Here is a 12,964-nt window from a genome sequence, read left to right on the forward strand (position 1 = left end):
ACGCTCCATCCACGACCGCAGCGGAGACCGATCCGGCCAGACGACACCGTCCATCCGATTGGCGTAGAGCCCCAGACCGATCCGGTGATGGCAACAGGCCCGGATCCCCCGCTCCCTGAGAAGCCGCTGGACCACGGCCAACGCCCTGTCATGCAGATCCGCCGTTGCCTCGTCGATTACCTCCGGAGCTTCGCCGTGTGCCGTGTGCCGTATCACTCGCCCTCCAAAGTCGGAACCATGAGATTCGGACAACGAGGCCTGTAGCTCTCGCTGTCAGCGCGACCTTAGAAACAGTCAAGGGGCCTGGTGTGCACAAGCTGTGCACACCAGGCCCCTTGACAAGGGAACTGCTAAATGCCCATGCGGCTTTCCAGTGCCCGTAAAGGCTCCGGAATGTTCCGATGGACTCGCAAAAGCTGACGAACTGTCTCTCTCGCCGAGGGATGGAAGCGTGTCATCTGCGGCGCGGTCCGCTCAGCGTTGATCATGCGCTTGAGTGCTTTAACGTGATCATTAGTCCACAGATAAGCCCGCGCCATGTCCATCTCATGATGCGCCCGGCGCTCATCGGTGATGTCGGGCCTGGAGAGGTTAACCCCTTGGTCCAACCGGATGGCCTGATCGGGGTCACCCAGTTCGACAGCCACCGCGCATCCATGAATGGATGCGTTTCCCGGATTCATTTGGAGGCCGTAGGGGTCACGCCGGTCTCTCGGGTTGACCCGGGCCGCCGCTTCGGTCGCGGTCCCGTGATGATCCCAGGCATCCGCCGTCTTCCCGGCTCGCGCGGCGGCGATGGCCGCGCTGAGATGCAACGAGCCGAAGACCTCCGTTGACGTCGGATTGTCCTGATCAACCTTGTCGGCGGTCTTTTTGATCATCTTGAGCGCGACGTCCCACGAACCGAGCGTCATCAAAAGCCGCGCCCGGCCCATGGTGACCAGATGGGGCAGGTACAGGTCTTCGGCGCGCTGGGAGGAAATCGATGTCCGTTCCACGACAACCTGCGCCAGGTCGTTGTAGCCGAGGCGTCTTGCCAGGGAGCCGGCGAGGCTCTGAGCACGATTCAGCAGGCGCCACGCGCGAGCGGAGTCCGACTCCATGACCTGCACGGTCAATTCCTCCAGGGCCGCAGGCAGGAGAGCCCCGAGCTGGACATGTGACGCGGACTTCTGGAGTTTCTGAAGTCCGCGAAGCTCAGCGGCCAACTCGTCCAGCGTCCGGGGAGGCGTATCCAACTCGGGCGGAATGTCTACGTACGCCAAGGCAAGGCGAATAGCGGGAATCGCCGCGTGTACGGCATCCGTTCGCTTATCAGCCCCTCTATAAGGCTGACCATTGACCTCGGCGGCATCGACCCCGCAGGCTCTTGCCACCGCCGCTACAAGCGATGGGGTAGCCGGTTTACGACCTGATTCAACTTGCGCGATCAGACTACGGGAGATGTTGGCCTTAGCGGCCAAGCCGGTCTGAGTAAGCCCCCGACGTTTCCGGACCCTGGCAATTCGGCGGCCCGTTGTTTCACCCTCGCCACCGCCCAGATCAGGATCCCAGTCACGCCCGGTCATCTCGGCCCCTCCTCACACGGTGCGGCGCCTCTACCCTAACGACTTGACCAGTTCAAGGAGATGGACATTCATCACAACGTCCTTCTCCTATACGAAGATCACTCCGCTCCAGTCATAGAGGCGCAGTCTCACCATGCGCATGCTGATGTCGGAGATCGAGTCCGGCTGACGACCACGGGGGGCCGCCCCCGCCGGGTGATCCTGCGGGAGACGGAGGCGTGTCACCGGGTGGGTCCGGCGAGGTGCGGCTAGCGCCGGCCCGCGCAGGTGATACAGAGAACCGCCCACGGCAGGGCCTCCAGGCGGCCGGGGGCGATGGCGGCGCCGCAGCGGTCGCACGAGCCGTAGGTGTCCTTCTCCAGCTTGACCTGGGCCCGGCGCACGTCGGCGAGCATGGTGCGCAGGCGCTCGTGCGAGCCGACCTGGGACATCCTCTCGACGGCGAGGCTCGTCCAGTCGCCCACCCGCTTGCCGAAGGAGATGCCTCCCTGCTCGTCCGGCGAGGCGGAGAGTTCCGCCAGCGTGCCTTCGAGTTCGGCGCGCTTACGTTCCAGTACCACTGCGACATCGTTCACGGTTACCTCTACCTCCTGTTCACTAATGACCCGGCGGGCTACGGGCTGCGGGGATGGACGCGCGTTCGCGGTGGGCGGCGGAGCCCGGACCGGGAATGACGACCGTTTCATTGGAACCCCCCGGAACCGCGGGACATTCCCGGCCGCCGCGCGGAGGTGTCCGCCATCGGGCGGGAGGAGGCCGGGTTAGGCTCCGGAGATGACCGATCTCTCGGAATTCGCGCGCCTGGTCACCGAGGACCACGGGCTGTGCGTCGTCTCCACCCTGCGCCCCGGCGGAACCATCCGCTCCTCGGTGGTCAACGCGGGGGTGCTCGACCACCCCGTCACCGGGCTGCCCGTGGTCGGCTTCGTCGCCAGGGGGGACGCCCGCAGGCTCTCCGACCTGCGGGCCAGGCCGTACGCCAACGTCGTGGTCCGGGCGGGATGGCGGTGGGCCTCGGCGGAGGGCCCGGTCGAGCTGATCGGTCCCGGCGATCCGTTGCCGGGTGTCGACGCCGAGGGGCTCCGGCTGCTGCTCCGCGCGGTCTTCGGCGCGGCGGGCGGCACCCACGACGACTGGGCGGCCTACGACCGTGTCATGGCCGAGGAGCGGCGCACCGTCGTCCTGCTCGCACCCGAGCGGCTCTCCGCCAACTCCTGAGCCGGCCCTCGGGGAGGTGACAGGCCTCGCGGCCAAGCCCGTGCCCGGTTTCCCGGCTCGGCGAGCTCCGGCGGCCTGCCGGGGTGTGGGCCGCACCCCCGGAGGGGGGATCGGAAAATGTGGGCGGAGCCTTCTAGGCTGGGCTCATGGCACGAGCTAACGACGCCGTGGCGGCGGCGCTGGAGGAGTACGCGGAGCTCTTCGCGATGACGGGCGGCGACGCGTTCCGAGTGCGCAGTTACCAGAAGGCCGCCAAGGCGATCGCGGGGTTCCCCGAGGACATCGAGGTCACGGCGGTGCGGAACGTGCCGGGGGTGGGCGAGGCGATCGCCGGGAAGGTGGAGGAGTTTCTGGACAGGGGCAGCTTCCGGCAGCTCGACGACCTGCGCGGGAAGGTTCCCGAGGGGGTGCGGAGGCTGACCCGGATCGCCTCCCTCGGGCCGAAGAAGGCGATCTTCCTCTTCCAGGAGCTGGGCATCGACTCCCCCGAGGCCCTGGCCGGGGCGATCACGCAGGGGCGGCTGCGGGGGGTGAGGGGCTTCGGCGCCAAGACCGAGGAGAACCTGCTCAAGGGGATCGAGCAGCTTGAGCGGGACGGCGCCAGGGTGCACATCGGCGTGGCCATGGACCTGGCCGAGCGGATCGTCGCCTCGCTGCCCGCCGAGCGGATCGCCTACGCCGGGTCGCTGCGCCGGATGAAGGACACCGTCGGCGACATCGACATCCTCGCGGTCGGCCCCGAGAGCCTGATGGACGACTTCAAGAGCCGGCCGTACGTGGCGGAGGTCATCGCGTCGGGTGGGAAGAAGACCTCGATCCGCACCGCCGAGGGGCTCCAGGTCGACCTGAGGGTGGTGCCGGCGGAGTCGTGGGGCGCGGCGATGCAGTATTTCACCGGGTCGAAGGAGCACAACGTGCACCTGCGCGAGATCGTGGTGAAGAAGGGGTGGAAGCTCTCGGAGTACGGCCTGTTCGACGGGGAGCGGGTGATCGCGGCCGAGCGGGAGGAGGACGTCTACCGGGCGCTCGGCATGCGGTGGATCCCTCCCGCGCTGCGCGAGGACGGCGGGGAGATCGCCGCCGCGCTCAAGGGCGAGCTGCCCGTGCTGGTCACCGAGGAGGATCTCCGGGGTGACCTGCACACCCACACCGACCTGACCGACGGCATCGCCTCGCTGGAGGACATGGTCGCGGCGGCCCACGCGCGCGGTCACTCCTACTACGCGGTGACCGATCACGCCCCCGATCTCACGATGCAGCGGATGACGCTGGACAAGGCCCTGCGGCAGCGCGAGCGGTTGCACCGCCTTCAGGCGAGATATCCGGATATGCGGCTGCTGCACGGCACCGAGCTCAACATCGCCCCCGACGGCTCGGTCGACTGGCCGGCCGAGGTGCTGGCGGGCTTCGACGTGTGTGTGGCGAGCGTGCACTCGCACTTCACCCAGTCGCGCGCGGAGATGACCCGGAGGTTCGTCACCGCGTGCGAGAACCCGCACGTCCACATCATCGGGCACCCCACCACCCGCAGGATCGGCAGGCGTCCGCCGGTGGACGCCGACTGGGACGCGGTGTTCCGCGCCGCCGCCCGCACCGGCACCGCGATGGAGATCGACTCCTTCCCCGACCGCTCCGACCTCCCCTCCGACCTGGTACGGCTGGCACACCACCACGGTGTGAGGTTCTCCATCGACAGTGACGCCCACGCGGTGCCCCATCTGGCCAACCAGCGCTTCGGCGTCGGCATCGCGCAACGGGCCTGGCTGACCGCCGACGACGTGATCAACACCTGGCCGCTGGAACGGCTGCTGGCCTTCCTGGGACGTTGAGCGTCACGGGGTCGTCATCCCCCTCCACAAATTACATGGTTTCCTGGTAGGAAATAAATGTAGAAGAAGAGGAGGTGCCTCATGCCGTACGAGGAGCTGGGGAGCACGGAGGTTCACCGGCGCGCCCGCGCCGGACGGCCCGTCCGGGGGGAGCACGACCGGCTCAGGCCGGTCACCGCCGCCGGGGGGACGACTCGGGACGACGGGATTCCGACGATCGTCAAGCCGCTGCCGCCCGAGCTGTTCATCGCGCACGACACCAACGCCGAGATGCGCTGGGAGGCGATGCGCGACGTCGGCTACCACGTGCCCAACGACCGCTTCTTCGTGCGCAGCCACACCTCCACCCCCATCGTCGACGCGGCGGCCTGGCGGCTGAGGCTGCACGGTTCCGGGCTGCGCAACCCCAGGGGCTTCGGCTACGAGGAGCTGCTCGCCATGTCCCCGGTGACCGTGGACATGGCGATCGAGTGCGCCGGCAACGGCCGGAGTCTCTTCGGCAACCAGCAGGGGCAGGAGATCTCCGGCACCCCGTGGCGGCTCGGCGGCATCGGGGTGGCCCGCTGGCGCGGGGTGCCGCTGGCCTCGGTGCTGGACCTGGCGGGGATCACCCCCGACGCCGTCGACGTCATGCCCCGGGGGCTCGACTCCGACTACGTGGCCGAGGGCGTCAACCACGGTCCGGCGCGCCGGCCGTTCCCGGTGTCCAAGGCGCTCAAGGACGTGATCCTGGCCTACGAGATGAACGACCGGCCGCTCCCGCCCGACCACGGTTACCCGGTACGGCTGATCGTCCCCTCCTGGATCGGCCTGGCGTCGATCAAGTGGGTGGGTGACATCGAGGTCTCCACCTCGTCGCTGTTCTCACCGTGGAACACGGTGTTCTACCGCATGTTCGGCGAGGGGTACCCGCCGGAGGGCAGCGCCCCGCTGAGCGTCCGGGGAGTCAGGAGCGCCTTCGAGCTGCCGTGGGAGGCCACCGTGGTCGCCGGACACCCGCATGTGCTGCACGGGCGGTCGTGGTCGGGCAACGGCCGGATCACCCGGGTGGAGGTGAGCTTCGACGGCGGGGCCACCTGGCGGTGCGCCCGGCTGCGCGGCCCGCATGTCGCGTCGGCCTGGACCCGCTGGCACATCACCTGGAACCCCCGGCATACCGGCCCCTGCACCCTGCTCGCCCGGGCCGGCGACGAGACGGGCGCGGTCCAGCCGTCGCGAACCCCGTACAACAGGTACGGGTATCTCTTCGACGCCGTCGTGCGCCACCCGGTGACGGTGGTGAACGGCTAGCCGTAGCCCCCGCCCGCGACCGGCGCCGCTCACGACATCGGAGGTTCATGGCGTTTGAATACGCAACTCTTACCTCCCCGGCACGGCGTGCCGCGTTCTCCCTGTACGGCGTGCGTATTGAGTGATAGGGCAGGACATCTCACCGGAATCCACCGCCGAACCACCTCATATCGTCTGGAAGACTCCCAGAGTCACCCAGGCGAAACAGAACGGAAACGAGCCGGAGTGATGATGGCCTTATCCGCTCCCGTCTTCCGCCAGGAGGTTCGACCGATGCGCCAGCTGACCGCGCTCGACGCGCAGTTTCTGCACGCCGAGTCGGCGACCACCGCGGCCCACGTCGCCGGGGTGGCGATCCTCGACGCGGCCCAGAGCCCGGTGGGGGCCGTCACGCGCGAGGCCCTGATCGGACTGCTCCGCGAGCGGCTGCACCTCGCCCCCGCGCTGAGCCTGCGCCTGGTGGGTGTGCCGTTCGACCTCGACCGTCCGTACTGGGAGGAGGTCGTCGACCTCGACGTGGCCGACCACGTCCACGAGGTGACCCTCCCGCTGCCCGGTGACGAGGCCCAGCTCGCCGAGCAGGTGGCCCGCATCCACGAGCGGCACCTGGACCGTGGCCGCCCACTCTGGGAGATGCATCTCATCCAGGGGCTGACCGGCGGCCGGGTCGCGCTCTACGCCAAGATCCACCACTGCGTCGTCGACGGGGTGACGGGCACCGAGACCATGGCCGCCCTGCTGGACCTCACCCCCGAGCCCCGCGCGGTCGAGCCGCCCGCGGCGTCGCCGTCCGTGACCACGGCTCCCGGACCACTCGCGATGCTCACGGTGGCCGCGGCCCGGTCCGTGGCGCATCCCGCACGGGCGCTGCGCGCGCTGGGCCGGCTGGTGGCCGATCTCGACGCGATCCCGGTGGCCTCGGCGCTGCCGGGAGCCCGGGTGGTGGCCGAGACGGCCCGGACGATCGGGGGGAACCCGGGGGAGCTGCCCGAGCTGCCCGTGCTGTCCGCCCCGCGCACGCCGTTCAACGGCCCGATCAGCGCCGAGCGGCGCTTCTCCTACGGCTCGGTCCCGCTCGCGGACGTCAAGCGGGTCGCCCGCGCCTTCGGGATCAGCGTCAACGACGTGGTCATGACACTGTGCGCCTCGGCGTTGCGCGCCTGGCTGTGCGAGCACGACGCGCTGCCCGACCGGCCGCTGGTCGCCGCGGTCCCGGTCGCGCTCCGTACCACGGGAACGGAGGAGACGGTCGGCAACCGGCTCTCCGTGATGATCACTCCGATGCCGACGGACATGGCCTCGCCCCTCGAACGCCTGCGGGCCATGGGGCAGACGATGCGCCGGGCCAAGCGCCGTTTCGCCGGCTCCCCCGCCACCTGGCTGGGCGAGCTGTCCTCGGTGCTGCCCTCGGCCGTCACCGCGCTCGCCACCCCCGCGGTCTTCCGGCTGGCCTCGATCGTGCTGCCGCCGATCAATCTGATCGTGTCGAACGTGCCGGGACCGCAGCTCCCGCTGTACCTGTGCGGGGCCCGGGTGCTCGCCTACCACCCGATGTCGGTGCTGACCGACATGAGCGGCGGGCTCAACATCACCTGCTTCTCCTACGACGGCTCGCTGGACTTCGGCGTCCTCGCCTGCCCCGACCGGGTGGAGGACGTGTGGCGGCTGATGGGTCACCTGCAGGAGGCGATGGACGAGCTGGTGGAGCTGGTCGGTCCCAGCCCGGCCAAGGAGATGATTCCCGTCTGAGAGGCCGCCGACGCCGGCGCGGACGTCACCCCAGGGCGTGGGCGATGAGCTCGGCGACGGCGTCGGCGTCGATGTGGTGGCCGGTGAGCTGGCAGAGGTTCTCCTGGTAGAGCAGGACCGCGGCGAAGGTGACCGCGGCCACCTCCAGCCGGGCGGCGTCGCCGCGGGGCGTGGGCAGCGCCAGCTCCAGCGCGAACCGGGCCCGCCGGATGATCTCACCGTTCAGCCGGCCGAGCCGGTCACGGACCGAACGGTGGGTGTCCGCCTCGCGGAACAGGATGCGGCGCATCGCCGGGGAGGCGCTGAGCGGCAGGCGGCGGGCCAGCCGGGACAGGGCCCCCGCCGCGTCGCCGGGGACAGCCTCCACCTCGGGAACCTCCTCGACGAGGGTGCGCTCGTCGATCAGCGCGACGAGCACGTCGATCTTCTTCGGGAAGTAGTGGAAGACCAGGCCCTTGGGCACCCCGGCCAGCCGGGCGATCTCCGCGGTGGGGGTCGCCTCGTAGCCGATCCCGGCGAAGAGCTCCTCGGCGGCGTCGAGGATGCGGGTGCGCGCGCCGGAGTCGGAGGCGTCACGCGTGCGCCTGGACATGCCGGAGCGCTCTCTGAAGCTGGCCACAGCCCGACCATAGCCCCGGATCCCGCCGGTTTTCCATGCCGCCGGGGGGAGAGCACCGTACGCCTCGGGGACCGGCCCGGATCCGCGGCGCCATCGACGCATCCCGGGAATCCGCAAAATCCTAAAAATCTGGAACATACCGGCAATCGCCAACGCCGCGACGGAGGTGCCGGGAGAATCCCGGAGGCCCCTGCCGGTACCGCGGGTAATGACGTCCAGTCGGCCAACAAGGGGCCCATTAAATCCATATTTATCCAGCAAATAGGGTGATAAGTATGAGCATTGCTGAGCTGAACCTCTTCCCGCTCTGCCTGGGCGGCAACGTATTCGGCTGGACCGCGGACCGGGACGCGTCCTTCGCCGTCCTGGACGCCTACGCCGAGGCGGGCGGCAACTTCGTGGACACCGCCGACGTGTACTCCGAGTGGGTTCCCGGGCACACCGGCGGCGAGTCGGAGACCGTCCTCGGCGACTGGATGGCCGCCAGGGGCAACCGCGACCGGATGGTGGTGGCGACCAAGGTCGGCTCGCTGAGCAGCCGCCTCGGGCTATCGGCGGCGAACATCCGCCGGGCCGCCGAGGACTCGCTGCGGCGGCTGCGGACCGACCGCATCGACCTGTACTGGGCGCACATCGACGACGCCGGGACCCCGCTGGAGGAGACCCTCGGCGCGTTCGACGACCTGATCGGCGAGGGCAAGGTCCGCAACATCGGCGCCTCGAACCACGGAGCCGAACGGCTGGCCGAGGCGCTGGCCGTCTCCGATCGGGAGGGCCTGGCCCGCTACGGGGTGCTGCAGCAGCACTACAACCTGGTGGAGCGCGGCTACGAGGGCGCGCTGCGCGAGGTGGTGCGCGCCGAGGGGCTGACCAGCACGCCGTACTTCGGGCTGGCCCGCGGCTTCCTGACCGGCAAGTACCGGCCCGGGGTCACGGTGGACAGCGCCCGCGCGGGCGCGGCGGCGGCCTATCTGACCACCGAGCGCGGTCCCCGGGTGCTGGACGCGCTGGACAAGGTGGCGGCCGACCGCGGCGTCGCCCCGGCCACCGTCGCCCTCGCCTGGCTGGCCGCCCAGCCGACCGTGGCCACGCCGATCGCCAGCGCCCGCAGTGTCGAGCAGCTCCGGCCGCTGCTCGCGGTCGCCGAGCTGAAGCTGGGCGAGGACGAGCTGGCACTGCTGGACGCGGCCTCCCGGTAGACGCCTCCCCCGTATGCGCCTACCGGCGGACGGTAGGCGCCTACCGGTGAAGATCGGCACGGCGCCGGGCCCGGCCGCGTCACGGCCGGGCCCGATCCCCCTCGTCCGGGCTCAGTGCCGGACGGCTCCCTCCGCTCCGACGCCGGTGAGCGAGCGGACCTCGATCTCGGCGTACTTGGCGGGGTTGTACTCCTTGCTGAGCCGTGTGCCGGCGAAACCGGCCAGGAACCCGAGCGGGATCGAGACGATGCCGGGGTTGCTCAGCGGGAACCAGGCGAAGTGGGCGTCCGGGAACAGCGAGGTCTCGCTGCCCGACACGACCGGTGAGAAGACCACCAGGAGCAGCGCGGAGACCAGGCCGCCGTAGATGGCCGAGACGGCTCCGGCGGTGTTGAAGCGCCGCCAGAACAGGCTGTAGAGGATGGCGGGCAGGTTGCCCGACGCGGCCACCGCGAAGGCCAGCGCGACCAGGAAGGCGACGTTCTGCCCCTGGGCGAGGATGCCGAGCCCGATGGCGACCGCGCCGATGACGAAGGCGGAGACCCTGGCGACCAGGACCTCCTCCCGGTCGGTGACGTCTCCGCGCTTGAACACGTGGGCGTACAGGTCGTGGGCGAAGCTCGACGAGGAGGCCAGCGTCAGGCCGGCGACGACCGCCAGGATGGTGGCGAAGGCGACCGCGGCGATGACGGCCAGCAGGATCGTGCCGCCCACATCGCCGAAGATCTGCTCGCCGATCGCCTGGGCCAGCAGCGGCGCCGCGGTGTTGCCCGCCTTGTCCTGCGCCGCGATCGCCTTGCCGCCGACCAGCGCCGCCGCGCCGAAGCCGAGCGTGAGGGTGAGCAGGTAGAAGACGCCGATGATGCCGATGCCCCAGAGCACCGACTTGCGGGCCTCCCTGGCGGTGGGGACCGTGTAGAAGCGGATCAGGATGTGCGGCAGGCCCGCGGTGCCGAGCACCAGCGCGAGACCGAGGCTGATCAGGTCGATCTTTCCGGCGAGCCCCTGCGCCGCGGTGCCGTACTTCAGGCCGGGGACGAGGAACTGGCCGCCCTTGCCGCTCCGGGAGGCGGCCTCGCCGAGCAGTGCCGAGACGTTGAAGCCGTACTTGCCGAGCACCAGCAGCGTGACCAGGGTCGCGCCGCCCATGAGCAGCACGGCCTTGACGATCTGCACCCAGGTGGTGCCCTTCATGCCGCCGACGACCACGTAGACGACCATCAGCAGGCCGACGCCGACGATGGTCAGCGCCTTGCCCGCCGGCGACGTGACGCCGAGCAGCAGGCCGACCAGCGCGCCCGCGCCGACCATCTGGGCCAGCAGGTAGAAGATCGACACGGTGATGGTGGAGACGCCCGCCGCGGTGCGGACCGGGCGCGGGCTCATCCGGAAGGCCAGGACGTCGGCCATGGTGAACTTGCCGGAGTTGCGCATCAGCTCGGCGACCAGCAGCAGCGCCACCAGCCAGGCGACCAGGAAGCCGATCGAGTACAGGAAGCCGTCGTACCCGGAGAGGGCGATGATCCCGGCGATGCCCAGGAAGCTCGCGGCCGACATGTAGTCGCCGCCGATCGCCAGGCCGTTCTGCACGCCGCTGAAGGACCGGCCCCCGGCGTAGAAGTCGGTGGCGTCCTTGGTGTTGCGGCTGGCCCAGAAGGTGATCGCCAGCGTTCCGGCGACGAAGATCAGGAAAAGGGTGGTGGACAGCGTCTGGTGGTTCACGCGTTCTCCTTCTCGGCCTCGTGCTCGGCCTCCTGGCGGATCTCGTCGGCCAGCGGGTCGAGCCGCCTGCCGGCGTACCGGGAGTAGGCCCAGGCGATCAGGAAGGTCGAGACGAACTGGAGCAGTCCCAGGATCAGCGCCACGTTGACGTTGCCGAACACCTTGACGGCCATGAGGTCGCGCGCCCAGCCGGACAGCACCACGTAGAGCAGGTACCACGCGAGGAAGGCCCCGGTCATCGGAAACGCCCACGACCGGAAGCGCCGTCTCAACTCCTGGAACCTGTCATCGGCCTCTATTCGTTCATAAACCGATGAGTCATGTTGCCTGGCGGTCATCGGACCTCCCACAAATGTGATCTGGATCACGGACAACGTAGGAGGGGAAGGTACCCCGCGACGAGCCCCTGACGTGGGCTCTTCGCCCAGCCGCCGACGAGTCGCGTTTAGTTGGGGATGGCTTGCGGTGAAAGGTCCGTCTTGTGCGCCCAGCGGTTGGACCGGCCTCGTCACCGGTGGCCGGCGAGCCGCCGTACCGCCCGGCCGGTGGGCAGAACCGGAACCGCGCTGTGGACCATGGAGAACGTCTCCAGGCCCGGGACGATCACCGTGAGCACCGGGCATCTGTCGTGCGCCGGATTCCAGCGGAAGAAGTACGCGGCGAAACCGGAGCGCTCCAGCGTCTCCAGGATCACGGCGACCTGTTGGTCGACGCCCTCGGGCCCGGCGGCGGGCAGCCGCGCGTCGAACACCAGCCGGCCGATCAGCGGGGCGGGGTCGAGGCGGGCGCAGCGTTCGAGCAGCGGCCACCGCCGCAGGCTCTCCAGCCTGCGGCCCAGGGTCAGGTCCACGCCGAGAGACAGGTTGAACGACGACTGCACCACCTCGGTGAGCGCCCGCTCCACCGCGTACTCGGGGTCCAGTGAGGCACCGGAGCCGATCACCCCCGGGTACGGCCCGGCACGCGAGGGAAGCGCGCAGTAGGTGGGGATGCCCAGGTCGGAGGTGATGTCGACAACCAGTGGGGGTGTGCCGAGCTGGGCGGCGACCTCGCCGTGGAGCTGGCGCAGGTCCGGCGGAAGGAGACCGGGGTCGAGCACCGACAGCGGCGACTCCCCGTCGAGGTACCAGTCGAGGAAGGCGTGGGAGAGCGCGTCCCGCTCGACGACCTCCAGCAGGCCGTGCAGGAGCGCGTCCCGCTCGGCGACCCCGGTGGCCGTGCCGCTGTCGTAGGCGTAGCGGAGATAGGGCTCGTAGCACAGGTCGTCGCCGGGGATCGGGTGGCTGCGGCAGGACGGCGACCTGGAGAAGGCCGGGTACCAGAGCGCGGACCGCCCCGGGGTCATCGGTTCGGCGCGCAGGCAGGCGAGGTCGGCGCCGGGATAGTCACGGGCGAGACGGTGGATCATCTCCTCCCCGCGCAGCTCGGGCTGTGACACCACGGCCGTGACGGACAGCGCCCGCACCCGCCGGCGGTGCCGGTGCTCCCGGTGCTCCCGGGCGAGCGCCGCCTGCCCCTCCTCGTGCTGGAGGTGCTGCCAGGCCTCGAACAGCGCGCTGACCCTGCTCTGCGTGCCGGCCCCCTTGCCGAGGGATGCGGTGACCGCGCGCCCAGCCGGGTCGCGGACGGTGCAGCGATGCACGGGAAACTCCGCCGAGCCGGCCGAGATCAGCTCCGTCGACAGACCTCGGTCTGCGAGAACGGACTCGATGACGGCCAGCGCGCCGACGAGACCGGTGCCGCGTTCCCGCTGGGCGCGCGTCACCACGG

At 70.0% G+C, this 12,964-nt stretch carries 11 protein-coding genes; 5 read left to right on the forward strand and 6 right to left on the reverse strand.

Annotated features, from left to right (window positions below; genetic code table 11):
* Nucleotides 1–350: 350 nt before the first annotated feature.
* Complete coding sequence (locus ACWEF2_RS24290; RefSeq protein ID WP_453818655.1) at nucleotides 351–1,568, reverse strand: helix-turn-helix domain-containing protein; 1,218 nt, start codon at nucleotides 1,566–1,568, stop codon at nucleotides 351–353.
* 248 nt (nucleotides 1,569–1,816) lie between these two features.
* On the reverse strand, nucleotides 1,817–2,143 hold the full coding sequence (locus tag ACWEF2_RS24295; RefSeq protein ID WP_453818656.1) for a TraR/DksA family transcriptional regulator: 327 nt from the start codon (nucleotides 2,141–2,143) through the stop codon (nucleotides 1,817–1,819).
* Between the two features lie 199 nt (nucleotides 2,144–2,342).
* On the opposite strand from ACWEF2_RS24295, the gene ACWEF2_RS24300 reads away from it, so the two are divergent.
* The 4 genes from ACWEF2_RS24300 (at nucleotide 2,343) to ACWEF2_RS24315 (ending at nucleotide 7,654) form a co-directional block, all read left to right on the forward strand.
* A complete protein-coding gene (locus ACWEF2_RS24300; RefSeq protein ID WP_453818657.1) occupies nucleotides 2,343–2,786 on the forward strand; it encodes a pyridoxamine 5'-phosphate oxidase in 444 nt (147 codons plus the stop codon).
* Between the two features lie 146 nt (nucleotides 2,787–2,932).
* Entirely contained in the window at nucleotides 2,933–4,615 is a 1,683-nt protein-coding gene (gene polX, locus ACWEF2_RS24305) for a DNA polymerase/3'-5' exonuclease PolX (RefSeq protein WP_453818658.1), read from the forward strand.
* Between the two features lie 81 nt (nucleotides 4,616–4,696).
* Nucleotides 4,697–5,905: a sulfite oxidase gene (locus tag ACWEF2_RS24310; protein WP_453818659.1), complete on the forward strand. Its 1,209-nt coding sequence runs from the start codon at nucleotides 4,697–4,699 to the stop codon at nucleotides 5,903–5,905.
* A 273-nt stretch (nucleotides 5,906–6,178) separates the two neighbouring features.
* Nucleotides 6,179–7,654 carry a WS/DGAT/MGAT family O-acyltransferase gene (locus ACWEF2_RS24315; protein ID WP_453818660.1) on the forward strand — a complete coding sequence of 492 codons (1,476 nt, stop codon included), beginning with the start codon at nucleotides 6,179–6,181 and terminating at the stop codon, nucleotides 7,652–7,654.
* 25 nt (nucleotides 7,655–7,679) lie between these two features.
* On the opposite strand, the gene ACWEF2_RS24320 is transcribed toward ACWEF2_RS24315, so the two are convergent.
* A complete protein-coding gene (locus ACWEF2_RS24320) occupies nucleotides 7,680–8,273 on the reverse strand; it encodes a TetR/AcrR family transcriptional regulator (protein WP_453818661.1) in 594 nt (197 codons plus the stop codon).
* Nucleotides 8,274–8,548: 275 nt separating this feature from the next.
* Between ACWEF2_RS24320 and ACWEF2_RS24325 the strand changes: the two genes are divergently transcribed.
* A complete protein-coding gene (locus ACWEF2_RS24325) occupies nucleotides 8,549–9,472 on the forward strand; it encodes an aldo/keto reductase (RefSeq protein WP_453818662.1) in 924 nt (307 codons plus the stop codon).
* Between the two features lie 111 nt (nucleotides 9,473–9,583).
* Here ACWEF2_RS24325 and ACWEF2_RS24330 read toward each other — a convergent pair whose 3' ends face one another.
* Genes ACWEF2_RS24330 through ACWEF2_RS24340 form a run of 3 tightly spaced genes read right to left on the reverse strand, consistent with a single transcriptional unit; the run spans nucleotide 9,584 to nucleotide 12,959 of the window.
* Nucleotides 9,584–11,194: a solute symporter family protein gene (locus tag ACWEF2_RS24330; protein WP_453818663.1), complete on the reverse strand. Its 1,611-nt coding sequence runs from the start codon at nucleotides 11,192–11,194 to the stop codon at nucleotides 9,584–9,586.
* A complete protein-coding gene (locus ACWEF2_RS24335) occupies nucleotides 11,191–11,817 on the reverse strand; it encodes a DUF485 domain-containing protein (RefSeq protein WP_453818664.1) in 627 nt (208 codons plus the stop codon). The genes ACWEF2_RS24330 and ACWEF2_RS24335 overlap by 4 nt, the downstream gene beginning before the upstream one ends.
* Complete coding sequence (locus ACWEF2_RS24340) at nucleotides 11,703–12,959, reverse strand: YcaO-like family protein (RefSeq protein ID WP_453818665.1); 1,257 nt, start codon at nucleotides 12,957–12,959, stop codon at nucleotides 11,703–11,705. Before ACWEF2_RS24340 ends, ACWEF2_RS24335 begins: the two co-directional genes overlap by 115 nt.
* Nucleotides 12,960–12,964 lie beyond the last annotated feature (5 nt).

The organism is Streptosporangium sp. NPDC004631 (assembly GCF_053601935.1).